This window comes from Actinoplanes sp. NPDC051470 (assembly GCF_040682035.1).
GTDB lineage: Bacteria > Actinomycetota > Actinomycetes > Mycobacteriales > Micromonosporaceae > Actinoplanes.
This window is the reverse complement of the sequence record NZ_JBFBAA010000006.1, coordinates 102,948-129,197: the sequence shown is the minus strand read 5'-3', so window position 1 is coordinate 129,197 and position 26,250 is coordinate 102,948. Positions and strand designations below refer to the sequence as shown.

Sequence of the window (26,250 nt, the reverse complement as noted above, 5' to 3'; positions counted from 1 at the left end):
AGACGACCGTGATATTGAACGCTCGTCCAACTCTCCGGTTACGGTGCCGGCATGGCTCCCGTCACCGCCGCAGAGGTCCGCGCCGTTGCCGCGGGGTACCACGCCGACCCCGCCCGGTCCCTGTCCCTGAACGCCGACGCCTACACCGATGACCGCTGGCACCAGGCCGACCTGACCGGCATCTTCGCCCGTACCTGGCAATGGGTCTGTCATGTCGAAAAGCTCGCCGCGCCCGGCAGCTACGTCTCGGCGACGGTGGCCGGGATGCCGATCGTGGTCGTCCGCGACCGGGCCGGTGAGCTGCGCGCCTTCTACAACGTCTGCAAGCACCGGGCGCACGAGCTGCTTTCCGGGTCCGGGACGGCCACGAACATCGTCTGCCCCTACCACGCCTGGGTGTACGACCTGACCGGCCGGCTCACCGGCGCCCGCCGCGCCGACCGGATGGAGACCTTCGACAAGTCGCAGGTCTGCCTCGACCGGATCAAGGTGGAGGAGTTCGGCGGGTTCGTCTACGTCAACCTCGACCCGGGCGCGGCATCCATGGCCGATCAGGCGGGCGACCTGCTCGGCGAGATCCGGCACTGGGCGCCGGACGTCGAGAGGCTGACCCATGCCAAGCGGCTGACCTACGACATCCGGAGCAACTGGAAGAACGTCGTCGACAACTTCCTCGAGTGCTACCACTGCCACGTCGCCCACCCGGAGTTCGTCGACCTCGTGGACATGAGCACGTACGAGGTGCGGACGCACGGCATCTGGTCGAGCCACTTCGCGTCGGCGGGCACCCAGCCCAATGCGGCCTACGACGTGTCGGACGCGACCGTCAAGGAGCACGCGGTCTGGTGGCTGTGGCCCAACACCTGCCTGTTGCGCTACCCCGGCCGCGGCAACTTCATGGTGCTGCAGATCCTGCCCGCCGGCGTCGACCGCACCCTGGAGACCTGGGACTTCTACTTCGAGACGCCCGAGTTGCAGGAGGCCGAGGCGCAGTCGGTGCGGTACATCGACGAGGTCCTCCAGCCGCAGGACATCACCATCGTCGAGAGCGTGCAGCGCGGCATGCGTACGCCCGCCTTCACCCAGGGCCGCATCGTCTACGACCCGGCGGGCTCCGGCCTGTCCGAGCACGGCGTGCACCACTTCCACGGCCTGGTGCTGGAGGCGTACCGGTGGATCGCCCTCAGCCCTGGGGGTGGATGACCGTCTTGAGGCCGGTGCGGGCGACCGCGGTCTTGAGCGCGGCGTCCATCTCGGTGAGCGGGTACGCGCCGGTGACCAGCGACGGCAGGTCGAGGCGGCCGCTGGTGGCCAGGGCGATGGCGCGCGGGTAGACCTCGCCCATCCGGCGGGACATGACCAGGGTCAGGCCCTTGCGGCGGGCGATCGAGGCGGAGAACGAGGTGCGGTCGCCGTCGGGGATGCCGACCAGCACCACCCGCGCGCCGGCCCGGGCCAGCCGCAACGAAGCGTCCACCGATTTGTCGTTCCCACCGACCTCGAACACCACGTCGGCCGTGCCGTCATCGTCAGGTGAAGCCGGCGACGCGCCGAACGTCACGGCCGCCGCCAGACGGTGTGGCAGCGGGTCGACGGCCAGCACCCGGGTCGCGCCGGCCAGCCGGGCCAGCTGCACCAGGAACAGCCCGATCGGCCCGCAGCCGACCACGCCGACCGTGCCGGCCACGCGCAGGTGACCGAAGTCGAGCGCGTGCACGGCCACGCCGAGCGGTTCGAGCAACGCGCCGTCGTCGTCGGAGAGCGCGTCGGGCAGCGGCACGAGCCGGTGGCTGGGCCAGGCCATCAGCTGCCGGAGGCCGCCGTCGGTCGCGCCGTGCCCGGCGAAGACGATGTTCCGGCAGAGGTTGACGTCGCCCCTCGCGCATTCGGGGCAGGCTTCGCAGGGTACGGCCGGATCGATCGCCACCCGCCGGCCGTCGTCGGGCCCGCCCCGGATGATCCCGGCCATCTCATGACCCAGCACCAGCGGCCGGGACACCGTGGCGTCGCCGATGCCACCCTCGGTGAACCAGTGCAGGTCGGATCCGCACAGCCCGACCGAGGTCACCTCGACCAGCGACTCCCCCTGGCCCGGGGCCGGCGCCGCCTCGCGCCCGACCCGGACGTCACCGGCGCCGTGCAGCCTCGCGGCGAGCTGGTCAGACATGCGGACCTCCAGGTTGGGCTCGTTCCCACTCCCGGCGGGCCGCGGCGGTGGTGGTCAGGGCGGACAGCAGGGGCAGCGCCTGCTCGGCGGCGGAGCGGCCGGCCTGCTCGAACTCGGTGACCCGGGACAGCTCCCAGAAGGCGTACCCGTCGACCTCGGGCGCGAGGACCAGGTCGGCGTCCTCGGACAGCCGGTGGGTGCCGCCCGGCTGCAGGGCGGCGACCGCGACCATGACGTGCACCAGGGTGGTCGGCGGGCGGCGGGGCAGCGGGCCGGAGACGTCGACCGCGACCACGATGTCGGCGCCCAGCTCGCGGGCCAGCCGGGCCGGGACCATGTCGACCAGGCCGCCGTCGACCAGCATCCGGCCGTCCCGGTCGACCGGCGGGAAGACCCCGGGGATGGCCGCGCTGGCCAGGACCGCGGTGGACACCGGGCCGTCCCGCATGACCACCCGGTCACCCGTGGTCAGGTCGCAGGCGACCGCGGCGAACGGGCGGCTGAGCTCGGTGAACGCACGCCCGCCGAGCAGCTCGTCGAGGTAGGCCCCGAGGTGCCGGGTGTCGAACAGGGCCTTGCGGGTGCGGGCCGGGCGGACCAGCCGGGCCCAGCGCAGCGAATGCGCCTGGGCGCTGATCTCGGCGGCGCTCATCCCGGCCGCGTACAGCGCCCCGACCAGGGCCCCGGCGCTGGTGCCGGTGAGGATCGCCGGTTCCAGGCCGGCCTTCTCGAGCACCTCGAGCACGCCGATGTGTGCGGTTCCACGCACCGCGCCGCCACCCAGCGCGAGCCCGATGCGGATCGGTTCCTCCTCCGACGTGGTCACCAGGCCACGGTGTCACGATCCGCCCCGGGGATCCAGGCGAAGGCGGTCACGACCCGCCCCACGGGTCCAGCGGCAGGCGGACGGTGAAGGTCGAGCCCGAGCCCGGCGTGCTGGTCACCTCGATGCGGCCGCCGTGGTCGGTGACGATGCGGTGGGCGATGGTCAGGCCGAGGCCGCTGCCGCCGGTCGCCCGCTGCCGGGCCGGGTCGGCGCGCCAGAACCGGTCGAAGACCCGCGGCTGATCCTCGAGCGCGATGCCCACCCCGGTGTCGCGCACGATCAGCACCGCCTCGAACTTGTCCCGGCGCACGGTCAGCGTCACATGGCCGCCGTCGTCGGTGTAGCGGATCGCGTTGGTCAGCAGGTTGCCGATGACCTGGCGCATCCGGTCGGGGTCGGCGCGCACCCAGGTCCCGCCGGGGGCGTCCACCTCCAGCTCCACGCCCGCCTCGGCGGCCACCGCCCGGTGCGCGGTGCCGCTGGTCGAGGCCAGCTCGGCCAGGTCGAACGAGGTCCGGGTGTAGGTCAGGTCGCCCGCCTCGGCCAGCGCCAGCTCCTGGAGGTCGTCGAGGATGCGGCGCTGGAGCAGGGTCTCCTCGTGCAGCGACACGAACAGCTCGCGGCTGGGGTCGACCACCCCGTCGGAGAGGCCTTCGAGATAGCCGCGGAGGTTCGACAGCGGCGTACGCATCTCATGGGCGATGTCGGCGATCAGCCGGCGCTGGCGCTCCTCGCTGCTCTGCACCGCCTCGGCCATGGCGTTGAACGACGCGGACAGCAACGCCAGCTCCCCGCGGCCCCTGATCGGCACCCGCACGTCGAGCTTGCCGTCGGCCAGCCGCAGGGACGCCTCGGTGAGCAGCCACACCGGCCGGCTCACCCGGCGCGCGATCACCGCGGTGCCGATCAGCGCCACCACGATCAGGCCGGCCACCCCGATCAGGGCCGGCCGGCTGAGGTCGATGATCGAGGTGGTGTTGCGGAAGCCCAGGAAGAGCCGCAGGGGCGTGGCCGCGAACCCGCTGAGGCCCCGGTTGAAGGACTGCTGGAGGCAGCTCTCGATGCGCTCGCGGTCGTTGCGGCCGGGTACGCACGGCGAGAGCATCTCGACCATCTCGGTCAGCCACACCTTGTCGCGGTTGACCTTGTCCGTCCCGAATGTCACACACTTCGGGGAGTCCTGGATCTGCTGCCGGGTCAGGTAGGGCGCCCGGCTCGCCTGCAGCACCGGCTCGGCCGTGCCGTTGTCGGACATGCACCGCACCGCGAGCAGGGCGGCCCGATACTGCGCGGCCTGCCGCAACGCCCTCTCGGCGGGACCGGCGCCGGGACTGGGCCCGGAGCCGAAGAGGTCGGCCGGAAGCGCGAACGGCCGGCCGACCCGGACCGGGATCGGCTCGCCCGGCCGGACGGTCGGATCGAGCGCCGGCAGCGGGTCGATGGTGAGGGCGGCGCCGCGGACCGGGCCGGACGTGTTGCCCTCGAGCGTGTCCGAGTCGGTCAGCACCGTGCCGTCCGGGGTGCGCAGCTGGATGTGCAGGCCGGTCGACTCGGCCAGGCCCCGGACCACCTGGTCGACGCCGGGCCAGCGGCCGTGGCGCAGGCCGTACTCGCGGATCTCCTGCACGATCCGGTCCTGGTGCTGAGCTTCGGCCGCCTGCGAGCGGGTCACCTCGCGGGTGGTCAGGCTGAGCGTGAGCCAGGCGGTGGCCACGATCGCGCTCACCGCCACGAGCACCACCAGCGCGAAGATGCGCAGGCGGAAGCTCACTGCTCGGCCATGCGGTAGCCCCGGCCGTACACGGTCTGTACGTACTTGGGCGCGGCCGGGTTGGCCTCGATCTTGCGACGCAGGTTGACCACGTGGGCGTCGACCGTGCGCTCGGAGACGTCGTGCTCGAAGCCGAACGTCTTGTCGATGATCTGACCGCGGGTGAAGACCCGGCCCGGCTCGCGGGCCAGCAGTTCGAGGATGCCGAACTCCTTGGCGGTCAGGTTGATCGGGTCGCCGCCCACCCGCACCTCGAAGCGGCCGGTGTCCACCTCCAGGTCGCCGACCAGGACGATCGACGACGGCTCCTCACCGGCCCGGACCCGGCGGAGCAGGGCGCGGACCCGGGCCGTCAGCTCCCGCGGGCTCACCGGCTTGGCCAGGTAGTCGTCGGCGCCGATGTCCAGCCCGAGCAGCATGTCGTTCTCCGAGGACCGGGCGGTGACCAGCAGGATCGCGACGTTGGACTCGGCGCGCAGGATCCGGCACACGTCCAGCCCGTCGACCAGCGGCATCATGACATCGAGCACGATCAGGTCGGGGCGCCGGGACCGGGCCACCTCCAGAGCCGCCCGGCCATCACCGACAGTCATCACCTGATGTCCCTCCCGCTCCAGATACAAGCGGATGAGCTGGGCATGCTTCGGATCGTCGTCAGCTACCAGAACACGTGCGGTCACGACCGCGATTCTCGCTCACGGACGCAAACCCGGCCAAGAAATGCTGGATTCCTGTGAAGAAACAGACCGATTCCGATGAAGGTCGAGATCTCCCACGTTTCCACACAGGTTCTTCACATCGACGGCCTTAGTGTTCCGCTCGCACCTCTCCGCTACCCGACAGGAGTGACCCCCATGTGTGGCCTCAGCGTCTTTGTGAGCAGTCGCCCCGGCGCCGGCCCGCCCGACCCGGCGACCGCCGCGGCGTTCGCCGGCGCGCTGGAGACCATGCACCACCGGGGGCCGGACGACACCCGCGTCGAGTTCGCGGACGGGCTCGCCTTCGGCTTCAAGCGGCTGGCCATCGTCGACCGCGACGAGAGCGTCCAGCCGGTGCACTACGGCGACCGCTGGACCGTGGTGTTCAACGGCGAGATCTACAACTACAAGGAGCTGCGCGCCGAGCTGACCCAGGCGCACGGCGCCCAGTTCGCCACCGAGGGTGACAGCGAGGTGCTGGCGGCGGCGTTCCACCACTGGGGCGTGGCCGCCCTCCCCCGGCTGCGCGGCATGTTCGCGTTCGTCGCCTACGACACCCATACCGGGACGGTGCACGCGGCCCGGGACCAGTTCGGCATCAAGCCGCTGTACGTGCTGGAGACCACCAACGGCCTGTACCTGGCCAGCGAGCGCAAGGCCCTCGAGCCGTTCGCCGGTGACCCCGGGGCGGCGCTGGACACCGAGTCGCTGGCCCACTACCTGACCTTCCAGTTCGTGCCCGAGCCGGGGACGCTGCACCGGCACATCAAGCGGCTCGCGCCCGGCCACCGGGTGACCTGGACCGCCGCCGGTGGCCAGCGCATCGAGCGCTACTTCCAGCCGTCCCTGCGGCCGCTGAACGTGCAGCCGGAAGCGGCATACCACGCGATTCAGGACGCGCTGCGCGACAGCGTACGAAAGCACCTGAACGCCGACGTTCCGGTCGGCGCCTTCCTGTCCAGCGGGGTCGACTCGTCGGCCGTGGTCGCGCTGGCCCGCGAGGTCAAGCCCGACCTGCAGGTGTTCACCGCCGGCTTCGACGACGCGGCCTACTCGGAGATCGAGATCGCCACGGACACGGCGGCCCAGCTCGGCGTGCGCCTGACCCCGACCGTGGTCACCGAGGACGACGTGCTGCGGGAGCTGCCCCGGATCGTGCACCTGCTCGACGACCCGGTGGCCGACCCGTCGCTCGTACCCCTGTATTTCCTCGCGCAGACCGCCTCGCGGAACGTGACCGTGGTGCTCTCCGGCGAGGGCGCGGACGAGCTGTTCGGCGGCTACACCATCTATCGCGAGCCGGCCTCGCTGTCGCGCATCGATCAGCTGCCGGACCGGATGAAGAAGGGTCTGCGTACGCTTTCGCACGCGATGCCCGAGGGCATGCGGGGCCGCAGCTTCCTGGACCGCGGGACCACCCCGATCGAGGAGCGCTACTACGGCAACGCGCGCATCTTCTCGCCGGCCGAGAAGCCGGCGCTGATGCGCTTCACCGCGCCGCCGCACACCACGGTCACCCAGCACCTGTACGCGGAGACCGCCGACGTCGACGACGTGGCCTCGATGCAGTACGTCGACCTGCACACCTGGCTGCCCGGCAACATCCTGGCCAAGGCCGACCGGATGTCGATGGCCCACTCGCTGGAGCTGCGGGTGCCGTTCCTGGACCAGGCCGTCTACGCCGCCGCGGCCGGCCTGCCGACCGAGCTCAAGCTGCCCGCGCACAGCCGGGAGACCAAGCACGCCCTGCGCGAGGCGATGCGCGGCATCGTGCCCGAGTCGGTGCGGGACCGCCGCAAGCTGGGCTTCCCGACCCCGACCCGGGTGTGGCTCAAGGGCAAGATCGGCGACTGGGTGAGCTGGCTGTTCTCCACCTCCCAGGCCGGCTACCTGCTCGACCTCAACTATGCCCAGCAGCTGCTCACCGCGCACCGGGCCGGCGAGGCCGACAACTCCCGCAAGGTGTGGACGGTGGCGATGTTCTGCCTGTGGCACGCCATCTTCATCGAGAAGACCATCAACCCGCAGCCCTTACAGGCCAACTACGCCCCGGCGCCAGCCCCGGCCTGGTGAAATCGATCACCCACAGTGGAGGGTGAATTACGCGTAGTGCATAAAGGTCTTTATTGATCGTCGTACGTCTATGGCTTCCGTGTATAAACCGGGGACGGTGACTCGGTTACGGGGGGACGGGCCATGGCGTTGATGCGCGCGGTGTCGAGTGCGGCGGCGGTGTCCCTCGCGATCAGCGGGGCAGTGCCGCTGCAACTCGCCGGAACGCTCGAACATCCGGCCCCGATCGGCGAGGTGCTCGCGTCGGTCCGGGCGGCGTACGGGTTCGCGATGCGCGATCCATCAGACGACGCGTTCCGCAAGCTGCCGAAACAGGCCGACGGCGGCAAGGCCAAGGTCACCCAGGACACCCGGGCCAACGGCGGCGCCGGCCGCAAACCGGGCAAGGGCCTGGGCGCGTTGCCCCCGGAGAGCTCGCCGCGGCGGGTGGTCGAGGAATCGACCACCCCACGCACGGTGGCCGGCCGCGCCCTGGTCGCCAATGTTCCGCCACAGATCGACGCGCAATATCCGGCCACCGGCGCCCCGGTGCCGACGCTGACCCCGGAACTGCTGGCCGCGGGGCACGACCCGGACGGCGGCTCGCTCACCTACTCGTTCGTCGTCACCAACGCGGCCGGAACCGCGGTGGCCCAGTCCGGCGCCCGGTCCGCGCGCAGCTGGACCGTCCCGTCCGGGGTGCTCCGCTGGGGTCAGACCTACGCCTGGACGGTGACCGCGAGCGACGGTTCGGCCGTCAGCACCTCCCAGGAGAGCAACGCCCTGCTCCCCCGGTTCCCGCAGCCGCTGGTCGGCAGCGGCCTGTCGCAGAACGGCGACCGCGGCTTCGACCCGAACACCCGCAACTACACCACCACGGTCACCGACGTCACCGTGCCGACGGTCGGCCCGGCCCTGGCCATGGAACGCTTCTACAACACCCTCGACGTGCGGCGCGACACCGCGTTCGGGGCCGGCTGGTCGAGCATCCTGGACGCCAGGGCCACCGAGACCCGCGATCGGGCCGGAACGCTGCAGGGCGTCGTGGTCACCTACCCGAACGGGCAGGAGATCGGCTTCGGCCGCAACGCCGACGGGTCCTACGTGCCGCCGAGCGGCCGGTTCGCCACCTTCACCGCGGTCAGCGGCGGGTACCGGCTGGTCGACAAGGACGGCACCGCGTACGTGTTCACGGTCGCCGCCGGCACCGGCCGCTACCGGGTCACCTCCATCACCGACGTCCAGAACCGGGCCCTGACCTTCGCGTACGCCGACGGGCGCACCGAGTCGGTGACCGCCGCGTCCGGCCGGCGGCTGTGGATCGACTGGATGGCCACCGGCTCCGGCCGCTGGCACGTGCGGTACGTCAGCACCGAGCGCCTCGACCCGGACGACCCGGAGACCAGCTACACCCACGAGTACCGCTACGGCCCGGACGACGAGCTGACCCGGGTCTGCCCGCCCGGCAACGACGGCACCTGCACCGGATACCAGCACACCTCGGCCTCGCAGCACCCGTCGATCGTCGGCAACGCCGGGCCGGACGGGTACTGGCGGCTCACCGAGACCACCGGCGCCGCCGCGGCCAGCGCGGTCGTCACCAACCAGGGCGTCGACGCCGCCGGCTACGTCGACGTGGCGCTGGGGCAGCCGGGACCGCTGACCGGCGCCAGCGCCACGGCGGCCGGCTTCAACGGGACCTCGTCGCGGGTCGAGCTGCCGGCGCAGCTGGCCGACGCGGCCGGCGTGCAGTCCCTCTCCCTGTGGTTCAAGGCGGCCCCCGGCGACCGCGGCGTGCTCTACGGCTACTCCGCCGATCCGGTCACCAGGAGCACGACCAGCGCCCACTTCACCCCGGCGCTCTACATCGGGGCCAGCGGGAAGCTGCACGGCGGCCTCTGGGACGGCTCGCGGACCACGATCGCCACCGCCGCGGCGGTCAACGACGACCGGTGGCACCACGTGGTGCTCGTCGCCGGGGCCAGCCGGCAGTGGCTCTACCTGGACGGGGCCGAGGCGGGGAGCAAGACCGGCGCGGTGGCCATCTCCGCCCTGAGCGCCAAGAACCGCCGCTACCTCGGGGCCGGCTTCAACGGCGGCGGCTGGCCGGACCAGTCGTCGGGCACGGTCGCGCCGAGCTTCTTCAAGGGCGCGCTGGCCGAGGCGGCCCACTTCGACCGGCCGCTCGCCGCCGACGAGATCGCCACCCTGCACCGGTCGGGCACCACCGACTCGCACCCGGTGATCAAGATCCTCCGGCCCTCCGGCAGCACCACGGCGGCCATCGACTACGACCGCGGCGACGGCACGGTCAGCGCGGTCACCGACATCAACGGCGGGGTCTGGCGGCTGAACAAGCCGACCGTCTCCGGCTCGAGCAAGGTCTACCAGGCCGCGGTGCTCGCCGCCCGGCCGCAGGACTACTGGCGGTTCAGCGAGTCCGGCACCTGGCACGCGGTCAACCAGGTGATCGGCAACGACGCCTCGTACAGCGACGTCGGCCTGGGCCGCACCGGCGGCCCGTTCGAGGACGACAAGGTCGCCTCCTTCGACGGCGAGGCGTCACACGTCGGGCTCAGCGACGCCAACGTGCCACAGGCCGGGCCGGCCTCGGTCAGCCTCTGGTTCAAGATGGACGCCGGGTCGGCCACCGGCGGCGTGCTCTACTCGTTCCAGTCCCACGAGATCTGGAACGACCCGGACGAGGCGGCCGACAGCTGGATCCCGGCCCTCTACGTCGGGCGCGACGGCAAGCTGCGCGGCCAGTTCTGCTACTGCGACGGCGCCACGCCGACCACCACGTCCGGCACCGTCAACGACGGCCAGTGGCACCACGTCGCGCTGGCCGCCGGCACCGGAAGCCAGACGCTCTACCTGGACGGCGCCTCGGCCGGCACGGTCAACCGGGCGATCGAGCCGTCCGGCGCCTGGAACCCGTACGTGGGTGCGGGCACCACCCTGAACTGGCCGTCGGCGGCCACCGACACCACCAACGGCTTCTTCCCCGGGCACCTCGCCGAGTTCGCCTACTACCGCTCGCAACTGTCCGCGGCCCAGGTCAAGGCGCAGTTCGACGCGCGGGCCCGCACCTCCGGAAAGCCGGTCAAGCAGGTCATCACCGTCGACCCGAACGGCAAGTGGCTGACCGACACCTACGAGCTGCCCAGCGACCGCAAGGTCTCGTCCACCGACGCGCTGGGCAAGACCACCAGGTACGGGTACGACACGGCCGGCTTCCTGCGCACCACCACCGACCCGAACGGCAGCACAACCACCGAGGAGCACGACGTCCGCGGCAACGTGGTGTCGTCCACGACCTGCCAGGACCAGTCCGCCGGACGCTGCTCGACGGTCTACTACACCTACTACCCGGACGCGACCTCGGCCCAGCTCACCCCCGACCCGCGCAACGACGTCCTGCTCACCATGCGCGACGGGCGCTCGTCGTCGGCCGGCGACAACCGGTACCTGACCACCTTCAGCTACGACGCCAAGGGCAACCGGACCGCGGCCACCGACCCGCTCGGCCGGGTCACCCGCACCGTGTACTCCGACGGCGCCGGCGCGGCGACCGGCGGCGGGCTCGTCCCGGCCGGGCTGCCCGTCCAGATGACCACGCCGGCCGGCGCCCGGCAGACCGTCGGCTACTACCGCAACGGCGACGTCGCCACCAAGACCGAGCTGTCCGGCCGGACCACGTCCTACGTGTACGACCTGGCCGGCCGGGTCACCGACGAGACCATCACGACCTCGACCTTCCCGGGCGGCCGCACCACCTCCTACGGGTACGACGAGCTCAGCCGGATGATCTGGAAGGTCGAGCCGCGGGTCACCGACCGGGTCACCGGCGCCACGCACACGGCGAGCACGTCGATGGCCTACGACAACGACGGTTTCCTGGTCGAGCAGCACGTCCAGGACACCACCGGCGGCGACGCGGCCCGCACCGTCTTCTACCACTACAACGACCACGGGCAGCAGGCCGTCGCCACCGACTCGACCGGGCACGAGACCTCCTACACCTACGACGTGCTCGGCAACGTGGTCACCGAGACCGAGCCGGACGGCGACGTCGTCCACAACACCTACGACCTCAACGGGCAGCTGACCGCCACGGTGCTGGAGGACTGGACGGGCGACCCGAACAACCCGTCGCCCGCCCGCGACCTCACCGTCTCGGCCAAGACGTACGACCCGGCCGGGCGGGTGGCCACCGAGGCCGACGCGATGAACTGGGTGACCGCGTACACGTACACCGACAACGATCTGACCGCGACGATCACCCGCCGCGACCCGGCCACCGGCGCCTCGTTCGTCACCGAGCAGAACGGCTACGACGGCGACGGCAACCTGACCAGCCGCAAGACCAACAACGGCATCACCACCACCACGTACGCGGTGGACGCGGCCGGCCGGAACAGCTCGTCCGCCCTGGACCCGGACGGGGTCAACCGGGTGACCGAGTACGAGTACAACACCGACGACGCGCTGGTGGCGACCAACCGGCGGGCCGGGTCCGGCTCGGTCCTGGAGCGGATGAACTACGCGTACGACGCGGGCGGCAAACAGACCTCCGAGTGGCTCTGGCTGACCGGCGCCGACCGCACCGCCCGGTGGAAGCTGGACGGCCTGACCGGCGGCTCGGCGGCCGACGAGGTCGGCAACGGCAAGCTGACCCCGGCCTCGGCCGGCGTCACGTTCTCGGCCGAACGCGGCGGCGCGGCCGTCCTCAACGGCACCGACGGCCGCCTGACCAGCTCGGCCACCCCGGTCGACACCACCCGCAGCTTCACCGTGGCGACCTGGGTGAAGCTCGGCGCGACCGGGGCGACCCGCCAGGCGGTGAGCGCCGACGGCATCAAGCAGAGCCCGTTCCAGCTCCGCTACGACGGGCCCAGCAACCGGTGGCAGTTCATCACCAACCAGTCCGACTCCGGCACGCCCGGCGCGGTCGGCTCGACCTCCACGTCGGTGCCCTCGGCCGGCGCCTGGACCCACCTGGCCGGGGTGTACGACGCCGACGCACAGACCATGCGGCTCTACGTGAACGGCTCGCTGCAGGACACCGACACCGGCGCCCGCCCGTTCCCGTCCTCCGGCGGGATCACGGTCGGCGCCGGCCGGTGGAACGGTGGGGTGACCGACTTCTGGTCGGGGCAGATCGACGACGTCCAGCTCTACCAGAAGGCGCTGAGCACGTCCGAGGTCACCGCGGTCCGCGACGGTGGTGGTCCGGGTGGCGACGCGCGGGTGATCCGTACGTCGTACCGGGTCGACGAGGACGGCCTGGTGCTCGCCTCGACCGACCCGAACGGCGACACCACCGACTACGGGTACGACGAGGCCGCCCGGATGTCCGTGGTGACCGCGCCGGCCGTGCCGATCGAGTCCACCGGCGGCGCGCCGCTGGTCACCCGCGCGGTGACCACGACCGGCTTCAACACCTTCGGCAACGCGGTCGAGGTCCGGAACGCGGCCGGCCACGTCACCGAGACCCGCTACGACGCCGGCGACCGGCCGGTCGAGACCATCCTGCCGCCGTACACCCCGCCCGGCGGCAGCCCGGTGACGCCGCGGTCCACCCGCGCCTACGACGCGCTGGGCCAGCTGACCACCGTCACCGACGCGCTGGGCCGGGCCACCACCTACACCTACGACCAACTCGGCCGGGTGGCGGCGACGACCGGCCCGGGCGGCACGGTCACCAAGCACACCTACGACCTGATCGGCGACCGGCTCTCCACCACCGACCCGACCGGCGCGGTCGACACGGCGACCTACGACTACCTCGGCCGCGTCCTCACCAGCACCGCCGTGGTCCGCCAGGACAACACCGGCCACACCACCCGGTACGGCTACAACAGCGGCGGCTGGCTCGGGTCGACCACCTCGCCGGGCGGGGTCACCCGGTCGCAGACCCACAACGCGACCGGCCAGCCGGTCACCAGCACCGACGAGGCCGGCAGCACCACCAAGCTCTTCTACGACGGGCTGGGCCGGCAGAACGTCACGATCCTGCCCAACGACACCGAGAAGGGCGTCGCCTTCGACAAGGCCGGTCGGCCGGTCGAGACCTGGGAGCTCGCGCCCGGCGGCGACTACCTGGCCGGCACGTTCAGCGAGTACGACCTGGAGGGCAAGACCACCGCCTCGATCGACGAGCGGGGCAGCCGGACGACGTTCACCTACGACGCCACCGGGCTGCTGACCTCGGAGAACCAGCCGGTCTCGGCGACCCGCTCGATCCAGACCAGTTTCGGGTACGACGCGCTGGGCAACCGGACGCGCTACACCAACGGCCGGGGCAACGCGTTCCTCACCACGTACAACAGCCAGAATCTGCCCGAGTCGGTGATCGAGCCGGCGACGGCGCGCCACCCCGCGCCCGCCGACCGCACCTTCACCCGGGTGTACGACGCCGCGGGGCAGATCGTCGCGGACCGCTCCCCCGGCGGGGTCGTGGTCGGCTACGAGTACGACGCCCGCGGCAACCTGGCCCGCCAGACCGGCGCCGGGGCCGAGGTGGCCACCACCGACCGGGTCTTCGGCTACGACGCCGCCGGCCGGATGACCTCGGTGTCCGCGCCCGGCGGCACCGACACGTTCAGCTACGACGACCGGGACATGCTCCGCGGCACCACCGGCCCGTCCGGCGCGTCCACCTTCACCTACACCGCGGACAGCCGGGTCGCCTCCCGGTCCGACGCCGCGGGCACGACCGCCTACACCTACGACAACGCCGGGCGCCTGCGCACGCTGAACAACCAGGCGGCCGGCCTGTCCGCCACCTACGGCTACAACGAGCTGTCCCAGCCGACGTCGATCGCCTACGCCGGCGGCAACACCCGGACCTTCGAGTACGACGAGTTCCGGCGGCCGTCACGCGACCAGCTGCACACGCGCACCGGCGCCGAGGTGGCCGCGATCGACTACCAGTACGACGTCAAGGGCAACCTGACCGACAAGACCACCACCGGCTTCGGCGGCACGACCGAGAACACCTACACGTACGACCTCGCCGACCAGCTCACCTCCTGGAACAACGGGGTCACCACGGTCGGCTACGAGTACGACCCGGCCGGCAACCGGACGAAGGTCGGGGCCAAGACCCTCACCTACGACGCCCGTGACCAGCTGATGTCGGCGAGCGACGGGACCCAGTACGCGTACACCGCCCGTGGCACCCTGGCCCAGGCGGTGGTCAACGGCACCACCACGCTGACCCGCAGCGACGCGTTCGGGCAGACGATCAGCCAGCAGGCGCCCAACGGCGGGGCGACGCAGACGTACGCGTACGACGGTCTCGGCCGTGTCCTGCGCGCCGGCTTCAGCTACACCGGGCTCGGCAACAACCTGGCCTCGGACGGCACCACCGGGTACGTCCGCGACATCGCCGACGACCTGTTCGGCACCCTGAACGGCAGCACCGGCCTCTACTCGTGGGCCGACGAGCACAGCGACCACGTCGGGCAGTTCACCGGCGCCGGGACCACACTGACCGGCTCGAACACCTTCGACCCGCTGGGCAAGCCGCTGCGCTCCGCCGGGATGGCCGGTTCGCTGGGCTTCCAGCAGGAGTGGACGGACACCGCCACCGGCCGGGTCAACATGCACGCCCGCTGGTACAACCCGGACACCGGCCAGTTCGACTCACGCGACTCGGTGTCCAACAACCCGGTCCCCGACCCGGTCAGCGCCAACCGCTTCGCCTACGCCGACAACTCGCCGCTGATGGGCACCGACACCACCGGGCACTTCCTGGACGGCATCCGGAAGAAGGCCTCGGGCGCCTTCCGGAGCACGGTCAACGCGGTCAAGCAGATCCCGGTCGTGAAGCTCACCATCCAGGCGAGCAAGCCGCTCGTCGAGCGCACCAAGAAGATCGACCTGGCCAAGACCTACCAGGACGCGAAGAACAACCTCAAGAAGAGCTACGAGGACGGCAAGAAATGGGTCGGCGAGAAGGCGGCCCAGTCCAAGAAGGCGTACGACCAGGGCGTCAACTACGTCAAACAGAAGGGCAAGGCCGTCGCCAAGGCCGCCACGAAGGCGGTGACCAATCCGGCCGGGGCGATCCGCGACGCCAAGGCGTTCATCAAGAAACACAAGGACGCCCTGATCGAGATCGCGGCCTTCGGCGGCGCGATCCTGGCCGGCCTGGCCTGCACGGCGGCGACCCTCGGGGCGGCCGCGGTGGCCTGCCTGGTCGGCACGGCGGCGATCATCAACCTGGCCAAGGACGCGGCCCAGGGCGACATCAAGAACTTCGGCGACGCGGCCCAATCCCTCGGCTCGGGCGCGCTGACCGGCCTGCTCGGCGGTCCGGTGGCCGGCAAGATCGTCGGCAAGCTGACCGCGCCCCTGGTCAGCCGGACCAGCTCGGCCTTCACCCGCACCGTATTCGACAAGGCCGGCGACGCCGTCTCCTCCGGCGTCGAGGACGCGGTCAACCAGTACCTGACCACCGGCGAGGTCAACTGGACCCAGACCTTGGTCTCCGCGGCCACCGACAGCCTGATCCCGATGCCCACCCGCATCGGCAAGGGCGGCAAGTCGAGCAAGGGCCCGACCCCCGACAAGACCTCGGCGGCCGGCCCCAGCAGCCCGGCGCCGCCCAAGGCCGCCGACGCCTCGGCGCCTCGGACGGCCCCGGACAAGGTGAGCAAGCCGTCCACCGGCAAGGGCGTTCCCGCCCCAAGGGCCCCGGCCGGCAAGAAACTCGAACCGGAGTCATCCGCCCCTGGCGCTGACGACACGCTCCTCAAGAAGGATCCGTCCGGCTCCGGCAAGAAGTTGCCGATGACGATGGAATGTGTGTGCAAGATCGCCGAGAAGTACGACATCGACCTCTCGGGCGTCAAGATCAAGATCGACAAATCCAGGGACGGATACGGCGGCTCGACGGCTCCCAACCAGCGAGTCACCCTGACGCGCGCCGCATTCCGGAACGAGGAACAGCTCGCCCGTACACTCAAGCACGAACGGTTCCACGTCGATCAGCTTCGATCGGGAATGGGTTATCCGGAAAAATACGATACCTACAATGCTTGGGAGACTGCGGCTCAAAGTCACGAGGACGAGTGGTGGGACACGACGGGGAGGCACATGCAGTGAGTGATCCACATACCGCGTACGAGGCGTGGATCAACCGCTACGAAGAAGCCTGGCATAGCCCGTCCTCAGTCCCGACAATGTCTTGCCCGTCCTGCGGAGAGAAATCGCTGCGCCTGATCTTCCGGATCGAGACAGCGGACGCGGAATGGGGCACCGCAATCTTCTGGTGTGAGTCATGCCTGCACGGTCTCCCGCCGCTCCGGGCGCCCCTGCCGGACGGGGGCGAACGGGTCCTCCGCGGATTCGAGGTCGTGCCCAATTACCGACTGGTCATCGATGACTCCGCCTCTTGACAGCCGCCAGCAAGCCGCCCCGGTCCGCTCCTGCGGCTGAAGCCGGCAGGACCGGTGGCCGGGTCCGGCTAAGATCACGTCGCCGATGGCCGATTACCTGGACCGTGGTGGCTGTGGTCGAGGTTGGCGTGAGTGATGCGCTGGACTACGCCCAGGAGCGGCTGGACTGGTTCGACACCACGGCCGCCCTGGCTGTGGCCGAGCGGATCGTGGCCGAGGCGCGGACGGGACGGCATCCCGAGGCGGTGCTGGCTCGCGCGCTCACCGTGGTGGCCGGCGCGCGCCGGGGGCAGGACGAATACCCGGAGAGTATGAAGGCCGCCCTGGAGGCGCTGGAGATCTGGCAGCGGATCGGTGACCTGGCCGGCGAGGCGTTCGTGCGGTGTGTCGCGGCGCGGGTGCTGGTGGCGGTGGGCCAGGGTGATGAGGCGATCGCGGAGGCCGACCGGGCCCTGGTGACCGCCGACCAGGCCGGCGACCGGGCCGCCCGGATCCGGGCGCGGACCACCCTGGGCGCGGTGTGTGTCGGGATCCAGCAGTTCGAGCTGAGCGTCGAACACTGCCTGCGCGGGCTCGACCTGGCCCGCGGCTTCTCCGACGACATCGCCGTCGGGGCGCTGCTGGACACCATGGCCTGCGGGCACATCGGGCTGGCCGAGCACGCTCGGGCGGCCAAGGACGAGGGGACGGCCCAGGCCGAGCTGCGGCGGGCCGGTGAGCTGTCGTCCGAGGCGATGCGGATGGCCCGGAAGAACGGGCATCGGCGCCACGAGGCCGTCGCGGTCGCCAACCTGGCCGAAGGCGTGGCCCTGGCCGGGCGGCCGGAGGAAGCGCTGGAGCTGCTGGAGGGGTTCTTCCTCGACCCCGGGCAGGACGCCCGCGCCGTGGTGACCCACCACCTGGACAGCCGGGGCTGGATCTACCTGACGCTGGGCCGCTACGACGAGGCCATCGCCCTGTTCGCCGAGGCGGTTGCCCTGGCCGAGGGCGACACGGCCGCCATGATCTCGCACGACCACCTCGCCCAGGCGTACGAGAAGGCGGGTGACCTGCGTAAGGCCCTGGACCACTTCAGGGAGTGGCGGGCGCTGTTCGAGCGGATCGCCTCGGACGCCGCCCAGCGCAACGCGAACGTGGCCGCCGTCCGCTTCGAGACCGCCCAGCTGCGCCGGGAGAGCCGGCACGACTCGCTGACCGGGCTGGCCAACCGCCGCTCGCTGGACGAGGTCCTCGCCGCGTGGACCACCGAGCGGGCCGTGCTGCTGGTCGACGTCGACCGGTTCAAGCAGGTCAACGACACGTTCTCGCACATGATGGGCGACGAGGTGCTGCGCCGCCTCGGGATGCTGCTGGGCATCGCCTGCCGGGCGTCGGACACCCCGGCGCGGTTCGGCGGCGAAGAGTTTGCGGTGGTGCTGGAGCAGATGGACCGGGAGGCGGCCCGGGACACGGCCGAGCGGTTGCGCTCGGCGGTGGAGACCTACGACTGGGGTACGGTCGCCGACGGGCTCGCGATCACGATCAGCGTCGGGGTCGCTCACGCCGGCGACGTGCCCGACGTACCCGCGCTGCTCACCCTGGCCGACCGCAACCTCTACTGCGCCAAGCACGGCGGCCGCAACCGGGTCTGCGCGTAGAAAGAGCAGGTTCGTCCTTGGGGATGGAAAGGACGAACCCGCCGTACTCAGCCCCCGCCCCCGCCCATATCCGACTGAAGGCTGAGCTGAAGCCGTTCAGCCGTTCAGCCGTTCAGCATCGTCAGGAGCTGCTTGACCTGATCGGTGCGCGACTCCCGGACCCGTTCGGCGAACGCCTTGGTCTCGTCGTTGGCGCCGCCGGCGCGTTCCATGTTCGCCATCTCGACCGCGTTGTGCTGGTGGGCGACGAACAGGTTGATGAACGTGCTTTCGAACGCGCTGCCCTTGGCCTCGCGCAGCGCCTTCATCTCCTCGGGACCGGTCGCCGGCAGGCCGCCGTGGTCGGCGTGCGCGCTGGGCGCGTGGTCGACGGTGACCGGCTTGGCCCAGCCGTCGAGCCAGCCCTTCATCAGGGTGACCTCGTCGGCCTGGGTGACGTCGACCGCCTTGACCAGGGTGACCAGCTCGGGCTTGGTGGCCTGGCCCTCGGCGATGCGGACCATCTCCAGGCCCTGCTCGTGATGGGCGACCATCATCTGCAGGTACATGACATCCGTGTCGTTGAACGTCGCCCCGGCCTGGACGGCGGCGGTCACCTTGGTGTCGTCGTCCGCACCGGCGTCGGTGCCGCAGCCGCCGAGGGCGAGCGCCGCCACCACGATCAGAACCCGGAACTTCACAGCGGCAGCCACAGCGCGAGGGTGAAGATCGACGGCTCCCAGCTGCTCAGCGAGGTGTGGCCCTGCCGGCACTCGTACGTCTTCCCCTTGAACTTGACCTTGTCACCGGTCTTGTAGGTGACGTCGGCGGCCCAGTCACCCTTGGCCGGCTTCGGCGGCTCGGCGGGCTCGGCCGGCTTCGTCGGCTCCTGGGCGGGCGGCGTCGCGGGCGGCTTGGTCGGGGTGTCCGTCGCAGGCGGCGGGGAGGACGGGGTGGAAGGAACCGTCCCCCCGCCGCCTCCGACGTTCAGGTCGACACAGCTGTAGAACGCCATAGGTGTGTCGCCGATGTTCCACACGGCCAGCAACTTCTGGCGCCCGGGGAAGGCGCTGACGTCGACCGTGTGGTTGACCACCGCGTCCGGCTGCGCATTCCCGCCGTCCACAGTGGCGATCTTCTTGCCCCCGATGAAGTATTCCCAGTTGCTGGTGCGGTGCCGCGCGGTCATCACCCAGGTGAAGGTGACCTGGCCGGCCACCGACTTGGCGGGCCAGGTGCGGCTGTCGTCGTTCAGCACCGAGAACTGGCCGAGCCCGCCGTTGCAGCTCTTCTGGCCCTTGGCGCCCTCGACGCTCTGCGGTTCGAACTGGATCGGTCCACAGTCCTTGACCTGGCCGGTGGCGCACAGGGACTGCCGGCTGGGCGGGGACGACACGTAGCCGTGCGCGAGAGCGGGCGACGCGACCACGATGGTCGAGGCGGCGGCGGCCCCGAGTGCCACCAACGGATAGGTGATCGCTCTGCGCATTGCTGGGTTCTCCTGACGTTCGTCCCGTGCTGACGAAACAGAACGTAGGGGACCTTCCCATAACGCAGCCTTAAAGGCTCATGAACTACCCAACAGCATCGCGACGCGGGCGCCGCCCAGGGGGCTGCGGCCGATCGCCAGCCGGCCGCCGGTCTGCTCGGCCACCCGCCGCACGATGTCCAGGCCCAGGCCGCTCGACCCGGCGCCGCTGACCCCACGTTGCGCGGACCGGCCCGGGTCGGCGATGCCCGGCCCGGCGTCGTCGAGGTAGACGCCGCCCGGTGACACGCTGAGCCGGAACGCGGTGCCCTCCGGCGTGTGCGCGAACACGTTGCCCAGCATGGCGTCCACGGCCAGGATGAGCTCGCTGCGGGCCACCGGCACCCACACCGGACGCTCGCCGCCGCGCACGTCGTACCGCCGGCCCTGGTCCTCGGCCAGCGCCGACCAGAACGCCAGCCGGTCGGCCAGCACCTCGACCAGGTCGGTGTGCTCGGCCCTGGTGGTCCGTGCCGCGGTCCCCGCCCGGGCCGTCGAGATGATCTGCTCCAGCTCGTCGTCGAGCATGTCGCAGGCCTGACGCATCCGGTCGGCCACCGGCCCCGGCGGCATCGAGTCGGCGTCCAGGCGCAGTGCGGTCAGCGGCGTACGCAACCGGTGTGACAGGTCGGCGGCCAGCTCGCGCTCGTTGTCGAGCAGGCGCTTCAGGTCGCCGGCCATCGAGTTGAAGGCCAGCGCCGCGTCCTGGAACTCCGGCGGCCCGGACGGCTCCACGCGCACCGACAGGTCACCGGCGCCCAGCTTGCGGCTCGACTCGGACAGCTCACGGGTGGCGCGCACCAGCCGCCCGCCCATCCGGTCGAACAGCAGCAGCGACCCGGCCACCAGCACGAGGGCGAGCCCGGTCAGCGCCAGCCAGGCCGGCCACACGCCGCGGGTCATCTCGCCGTCCGGCACGTACACCTCGATCACCACCGCGCTGCCGTCGCTGAGCACGCTGGGCTGCAGGTAGGCGACGCCGCCCAGGGCCGTGGCGGTGATCGGCCGGCGCGCGCGGTCGGCCAGCGAGACGTCGGCCGCGGCCACGTGGGTGGTCCCGATGGGTGACTGACCAGGCAGGTGTACGGCCAGCCGGCCGGCGCTGCCCGCGGGGGTGCTGGCGACGGCCACCGTGAGCAGACCCGGGTCGGACTGCACGGCCAGCGCGGCGACCATGGCCGAGGCCTGCTGGCGGGCCTCGCCGATGGCCCGGTCGTGGGCGATCTGCCGGGTCACCACGGTCAGCGGCACCAGGAAGGCCAGCGCCACCATCGCCGTGATGGCCAGGGCCAGCCAGTTCAGCGTGCGCCTCACCTCGGTGCCGCCCTCACCGCTTGGTTGTCCTCCGCCTGGCCGTCCTGGCCGGCCTCGTGGCCCGTACGCCTCACTTCGGGGCCTGCATCATCACGCCGACCCCGCGCACCGTGTGCAGGTAGCGCGGCGCCGCCGCCGTCTCGCCCAGCTTGCGCCTCAGCCAGGAGATGTGGACGTCGATCGTCTGCTCCTCGCCGACCCGGGCCTGGTCCCACACCTCGGCCAGCAGTTCCCGGCGGCTGACCACCACGCCGACCCGCTCGGCCAGATAGGTGAGCACGTCGAACTCGCGCCGGGTGAGATGGAGCGGGTTGCCGTCGAGGACGACCTGACGCTGCCGCGGGCTGATCTCCAGACCGCCGACCGAGATCACGTTCGGTGTCGACTCGGGCGCGGTGCGTGCTCGGCGGAGGACCGCGGAGATGCGGGCCAGGATGTGGCCGGCCGAGAACGGCTTGGTCACGTAGTCGTCGGCGCCGGCCTCCAGCAGGGTGATGATGTTCTGCTCGGAGCGCCGCGCGGTGGCGATGATGACGGGTACGGAGGACACCTGCCGCATCATCCGCAGCGCGTCGGCGCCGTCGATGTCCGGCAGCCCCAGGTCGAGGATGACCAGATCGGGCTGGTCCTCGGTGAGGATCTTCAACGCCGCGCCGGCCTGGGCGACCGGGCGCACGACATGGCCGGCGTCGCCCAGCGCCCGGACGAGCGCGGCCGTGATGTACCGGTCGTCCTCGACCAACAGGATCAGCGCCATGGCTACACACCCTAGATCGACGCCCGGCGGGAGTCGCCGGCCGTCGTGCGATCATTGCGCGGTGCGTAGTCCCCGGAGCTGGTTCCCGCTGCTCGGCTGGCTGGCCGCGACGCTGAGCAGCATCGTGCTGGCGTCGGTGGCCATGCTGCCGGTGCTGCGGACCGCGACCGGCGACGACGGCGGCCTGATCTCGGCCGACCAGTTGCGCCGCTCGGGCGACCGCGCCCCGCTGCCGCTCCCCTCCGTACCCTCAGCCTCGCCGTCTTCTCCCGCACCCGCCGCGACCACGCCCTCGCCGCGCGCGACGCCGGACGACCCGGCCGACGACGAGGAGGAGCCGGAGTCGCCGCCGACGACCACCCCGCCGGCCTCGAAACCGTCCTCGAAGCCGCCGGCCACCAAGCCCACCACTCCCTCGCGGGTGGTGGACGGCTGGACGGTGACCACCGACAGCGGTGGCGTCGACACGTACGTGCAGGCGTTCCGGGTCGACGGCGGGCAGGCCGTGGTCCGCATCCGCGGCGGCAGGGTCCAGCTGGTCAGCGCCACCCCGAACAACGGCTTCGAGGTGGCGGTCGTCCAGAACCGGCCGGAGGATCTGGCGGTCTACTTCAACGAGACCAACCACAGCTTCATCATTCACGCGGTCTGGAACGTCGACCGGCCGAACGTGCAGATCGACGAGATCGGCGGCTAAGACTTCAGCCCGAACTTCGCCCTCGCCGCCTCGGTGACGGGGGTGAAGAAGTTGACCAGGTTGCCGTCCGGGTCGCGGAACAGCAGCGAGCGGTTGCCCCACGGCATCGTGACGGGCTCCTCGGCCAGCCCCAGGTCGCGGTGGACGGCGTCGACGTCGTCGACCAGGAACTCGATGATCACGCTGCGGTTCGACGCCGGCTCGATGCCGGAATCCTGGAACAGCCCGAGCGTCCGGGTGCTGCCGATGGCCAGGGTGCCGTTCGGCGTACCCAGCTCGGCGAAGTCGTCGGTGAACCAAACGGCTGCCACCCCGGTGACCTTCTCGTAGAAGCCGACCAGCCGGGCGATGTCGTCGGTGATGACGCGGATCGAAACAAGATTCATACCCGCAGGCTAGAAGCAATACTGGACAGTTACGGTCCAGTATTCCGGGTAGGTTCGGAAGCATGTCGCGACCGACCGCACAGGTGCTCACGCTGCTGGAACTCCTCCAGTCCGGTGGCCTCCGGACGATGACCGAGCTGGCCGACCGCCTCGGCGTCGACCCGCGTACCGTGCGGCGCTACATCGACCACCTGATCGACCTCGACGTGCCGGTCGAGTCGGTGCGCGGCCGGCACGGGGGCTACCGGCTGGCCGGCGGTCACCGGCTGCCGCCGCTCATGCTCGGCGACGACGAGGCGGTCGCCGTGCTGCTCGGCCTGATCGCCGGGCGCGGTCTGTTCGCCGCTGGGGCCGCCGCCGAGACGGCCACCGCGAAGATCCGGCGCGTCCTGCCGCAACGGCTCGCCTCGCGGCTCGACGCCCTGCTCGAATCCCTCGCCTTCACCGCCGCCCCCGCCGAGATCCCGGCACCGTCGTCCGGGGTTCTGCTCACCATCTCCGACGCCGTCCGCCACCACCGCCCGGTGACGATCCGCTACCAGGGCCGCCACCGCACGGTGCACCCGTACGGCCTGGTCGCACACGCCGGCAAGTGGTACGTGATCGCCCTCGACACCGGCATCGGCGAGGAGCGCACGTTCCGCCTCGACCGCATGGCCGACGCCCGCACGCTGCCCGGCACCTTCGAGCCCCCGCCCGACCTGGATCCGGCCCAGCGCGTGCTCGACTCCCTGGCCTCGGCGCCGTACCGCCACGAGGTGACCCTGCACATCCGGGGCAGCGTCCCGGAGATCCGAACCCGCCTCCCGGCCAGCGTGGCCATCATCGCGGAGGGAGACCCGTGGCACCGCGTCGACATCCGGGCCGAGAGCCTCGACTGGATCCCGCGGGTGCTCGCCTCGCTCGACCTGCCGTTCACCATCGAGCGTCCCGCCGAGCTCCGCGACCTGGTTCGCGCCCTGGCCGACCGCCTCACCACCTCGGCCGACCGCCTCACCACCTCGGCCGCCGACCCGTTCTCCACCTCGGCCGCCGACCCCGCTCTTCGCCTCGGCTGACCGCGACCCGGCGGTTATCGACGATGCTGATCCGGCGATGGGTCGGCTGCCGTCATGATCCAAGGGGATGCGGCCGTCGGCAGTGATAGACCGTGGCCGGCGGCAGGTTCGCCCAGATCGCGCGCTCGCGCACCACCTCGTCGAAGCGGGCGTGCAGCGCGGCACGGAGGCGGCGGGCCGGCGGGCTCCACAACGCGTGCAGGTAGGCGAACGTCGTGAACACGCCGTTCGTGGTGAGCCCGGCGGCGACCGCGTCGAGGATGCGACCCTGACGATCCGGTGTGAACAGTGCCCACGGCAGCCCGCTGATGATCACGTCGGCCGCGGGCAGGTCACGTTCGCGGAGGATCTCACGAATGCCCGAGGCATCGCCGATGACCACGTCGACGGCGTGGTGGCGCTGCGCGATCTGTCGCGCGAACCGGTCGTTGAGCTCGACCGCAAGATGTCGGCCGCGGCCGTTCAGCCGGTGCTGGATGTGCGCGGTGAACGCGCCGGTGCCCGGACCGAGTTCGAGGACGGTGGGTTCACCGGTACGCGGAACCGGCGCGATGATGCTGCGGCTCAGCGCGTTCCCGCTGGGCGCGACCGCCCCGACCGTCTGCGGGTGACGGGCGAACTCGACGAGGAACCGGGTGCTGTCGTTGATCATGCCGTCGACGCTAGGGACGCGGAACAGCGCCGGGATCCTGCCATGGGCCGCGTCGGGCGGCCACAAGAAGGAGCCGCCCCGCGCGACCTCGCACTACGGTGTGGAAATGCCGCGCAGACATCTCTGGGACGCGGCCGCGGTGGTGGCGGCCGGCCTGTTCGCGTTCGCCGACACCGTCCTCGGCATCGACCTGCCCCGACCGGCCTGGTCCTGGATCCTCCTCGTCGCCGCCGTCCTGACGGTGGGCGTCGTCCGCCACGTTCCGTTGCCGGCGCTGGTCGTCGAGGCCACGATGTTCACGATCAGCTACGTCTGGGTGCCGACCGCGACCGCGTCGCCGGCGCTGTTCGGCCTGGTCGCGCTGACCCTGGTCGCGTATCGGCACCGATGGCAGGTGGCGGCCGGGGCGGCGGCGGCGGTCCTCGCGCTGCAGCTGGTCGTGTTGTCCCACTCCAGCAACGCGCTGCTCGACGGCCCCGGCGGCGGGCTGCGCACGATCGTCCTGGCGATGACCGCGGCCACGCCGGTGATCCTCGGCTGCTACCTGCGCGGGCTCCGGGAGGCGGCGCGCCTGGCCACCGAACGCGCCGACGACGCCGAACACCGCCGCCGCGCCGAGGCGGGCCACGCCCGCCTGGCCGAACGCGCCCGCATCGCCGGCGACCTGCACGACATCGTCGCCCACCACGTCTCGGCCATCGCGTTGCAGGCGGGCAGCGGACATTACGCGGCCACCCAGGCGGCCGATCGCGATCAGCGGCTCGACGAGGCGGTGCTGGCGCTGAGCACGATCCGCGACGATGCGATACAGACACTGAGCGAGCTTCGTGCGCTGCTGCGGGTCCTTCGCGACCCGCTCGACAATGATGCCGCCGACCCCGAGACCATGATCGTCGAGGCCGTCCGCCGCACCCGCTCGGCGGGCCTCCATGTCGAGGCCAAGATCGACGAGGGTACGGCCGGAACGACGCCGGTGGTCCGCATGGCCGCCGCGCGGGCGGTGCAGGAGGCGCTGACGAACGCCCTGAAACACGCGGGTCCCGGCGCCGACGTGCTCGCGGTGGTCCGGGTCGACGACGCCTGCGTTCGGGTGGACGTCACCGACTCGGGCGCGGTCGGCAACCGGCCGTCGTTGCCGTCTTCCGGGCACGGCCTGGCCGGCATGCGCGAGCGCGTGGACGAATTGGGCGGCACCCTGGCCGCGGGCCCGACCCCGTACGGCGGCTGGCGCCTGGCCGTCTCCCTCCCTTTGGGAGTTCCCACGTGACCCGCTTCCCTCTACCGGCGAACCCCCTCGTCACCCGCCCCTCTCCCCGCGCGG

At 71.4% G+C, this 26,250-nt stretch carries 17 protein-coding genes; 7 read left to right on the top strand and 10 right to left on the bottom strand.

Annotated elements, in window-relative coordinates:
* Positions 1-51: 51 nt before the first annotated feature.
* A complete protein-coding gene (locus AB0M54_RS13465) occupies positions 52-1,203 on the top strand; it encodes a ring-hydroxylating oxygenase subunit alpha (RefSeq protein WP_364470962.1) in 1,152 nt (383 codons plus the stop codon).
* Here AB0M54_RS13465 and AB0M54_RS13460 read toward each other — a convergent pair.
* The 4 genes from AB0M54_RS13460 to AB0M54_RS13445 are packed head-to-tail and all read right to left on the bottom strand — an operon-like array spanning position 1,184 to position 5,453.
* Complete coding sequence (locus tag AB0M54_RS13460) at positions 1,184-2,167, bottom strand: alcohol dehydrogenase catalytic domain-containing protein (RefSeq protein WP_364317485.1); 984 nt, start codon at positions 2,165-2,167, stop codon at positions 1,184-1,186. The two genes, AB0M54_RS13465 and AB0M54_RS13460, sit on opposite strands and share 20 nt — an antisense overlap.
* Positions 2,160-2,993, bottom strand: coding sequence for a patatin-like phospholipase family protein (locus AB0M54_RS13455; RefSeq protein WP_364317487.1), 834 nt, complete (start codon positions 2,991-2,993; stop codon positions 2,160-2,162). Before AB0M54_RS13455 ends, AB0M54_RS13460 begins: the two co-directional genes overlap by 8 nt.
* Positions 2,994-3,039: 46 nt before the next feature.
* Positions 3,040-4,764, bottom strand: coding sequence for an ATP-binding protein (locus tag AB0M54_RS13450; protein ID WP_364470960.1), 1,725 nt, complete (start codon positions 4,762-4,764; stop codon positions 3,040-3,042).
* A complete protein-coding gene (locus AB0M54_RS13445; RefSeq protein ID WP_364318120.1) occupies positions 4,761-5,453 on the bottom strand; it encodes a response regulator transcription factor in 693 nt (230 codons plus the stop codon). Before AB0M54_RS13445 ends, AB0M54_RS13450 begins: the two co-directional genes overlap by 4 nt.
* Positions 5,454-5,639: 186 nt before the next feature.
* Here AB0M54_RS13445 and asnB point away from each other — a divergent pair, with 186 nt between their 5' ends.
* The 3 genes from asnB to AB0M54_RS13430 all read left to right on the top strand — a co-directional run bounded on the left by asnB (position 5,640) and on the right by AB0M54_RS13430 (position 18,558).
* Positions 5,640-7,535, top strand: a complete 1,896-nt coding sequence (asnB, locus tag AB0M54_RS13440) for an asparagine synthase (glutamine-hydrolyzing) (protein ID WP_364317490.1) — start codon at positions 5,640-5,642, stop codon at positions 7,533-7,535.
* Positions 7,536-7,658: 123 nt separating this feature from the next.
* Positions 7,659-16,628, top strand: a complete 8,970-nt coding sequence (locus AB0M54_RS13435) for a LamG-like jellyroll fold domain-containing protein (protein ID WP_364470958.1) — start codon at positions 7,659-7,661, stop codon at positions 16,626-16,628.
* 421 nt (positions 16,629-17,049) lie between these two features.
* Positions 17,050-18,558 (top strand): GGDEF domain-containing protein, encoded by a 1,509-nt coding sequence (locus AB0M54_RS13430; RefSeq protein WP_364470956.1) that lies wholly within the window; start codon positions 17,050-17,052, stop codon positions 18,556-18,558.
* A 104-nt stretch (positions 18,559-18,662) separates the two neighbouring features.
* Here AB0M54_RS13430 and AB0M54_RS13425 read toward each other — a convergent pair whose 3' ends face one another.
* The 4 genes from AB0M54_RS13425 to AB0M54_RS13410 all read right to left on the bottom strand — a co-directional run bounded on the left by AB0M54_RS13425 (position 18,663) and on the right by AB0M54_RS13410 (position 22,136).
* Positions 18,663-19,154, bottom strand: coding sequence for a DUF305 domain-containing protein (locus AB0M54_RS13425; protein WP_364318122.1), 492 nt, complete (start codon positions 19,152-19,154; stop codon positions 18,663-18,665).
* 80 nt (positions 19,155-19,234) lie between these two features.
* Positions 19,235-20,026: a lytic polysaccharide monooxygenase gene (locus AB0M54_RS13420; RefSeq protein WP_364317497.1), complete on the bottom strand. Its 792-nt coding sequence runs from the start codon at positions 20,024-20,026 to the stop codon at positions 19,235-19,237.
* A 78-nt stretch (positions 20,027-20,104) separates the two neighbouring features.
* On the bottom strand, positions 20,105-21,379 hold the full coding sequence (locus AB0M54_RS13415; protein WP_364470954.1) for a HAMP domain-containing sensor histidine kinase: 1,275 nt from the start codon (positions 21,377-21,379) through the stop codon (positions 20,105-20,107).
* 70 nt (positions 21,380-21,449) lie between these two features.
* Positions 21,450-22,136 (bottom strand): response regulator transcription factor, encoded by a 687-nt coding sequence (locus AB0M54_RS13410; RefSeq protein WP_364470952.1) that lies wholly within the window; start codon positions 22,134-22,136, stop codon positions 21,450-21,452.
* A 61-nt stretch (positions 22,137-22,197) separates the two neighbouring features.
* Here AB0M54_RS13410 and AB0M54_RS13405 point away from each other — a divergent pair, with 61 nt between their 5' ends.
* Entirely contained in the window at positions 22,198-22,833 is a 636-nt protein-coding gene (locus AB0M54_RS13405; protein ID WP_364317502.1) for a DNA mismatch repair protein MutL, read from the top strand.
* Here the strand turns inward: AB0M54_RS13405 and AB0M54_RS13400 are convergent.
* Positions 22,830-23,219: a VOC family protein gene (locus tag AB0M54_RS13400; protein WP_364317504.1), complete on the bottom strand. Its 390-nt coding sequence runs from the start codon at positions 23,217-23,219 to the stop codon at positions 22,830-22,832. The two genes, AB0M54_RS13405 and AB0M54_RS13400, sit on opposite strands and share 4 nt — an antisense overlap.
* A 62-nt stretch (positions 23,220-23,281) precedes the next feature.
* On the opposite strand from AB0M54_RS13400, the gene AB0M54_RS13395 reads away from it, so the two are divergent.
* Entirely contained in the window at positions 23,282-24,277 is a 996-nt protein-coding gene (locus tag AB0M54_RS13395; protein WP_364470950.1) for a WYL domain-containing protein, read from the top strand.
* A gap of 52 nt (positions 24,278-24,329) precedes the next feature.
* Here the strand turns inward: AB0M54_RS13395 and AB0M54_RS13390 are convergent, their stop codons facing one another.
* Positions 24,330-24,929 (bottom strand): SAM-dependent methyltransferase, encoded by a 600-nt coding sequence (locus tag AB0M54_RS13390; RefSeq protein ID WP_364470948.1) that lies wholly within the window; start codon positions 24,927-24,929, stop codon positions 24,330-24,332.
* A gap of 106 nt (positions 24,930-25,035) precedes the next feature.
* Here AB0M54_RS13390 and AB0M54_RS13385 point away from each other — a divergent pair, with 106 nt between their 5' ends.
* On the top strand, positions 25,036-26,196 hold the full coding sequence (locus AB0M54_RS13385; protein WP_364317508.1) for a histidine kinase: 1,161 nt from the start codon (positions 25,036-25,038) through the stop codon (positions 26,194-26,196).
* The last annotated feature ends 54 nt before the right edge of the window (positions 26,197-26,250 follow it).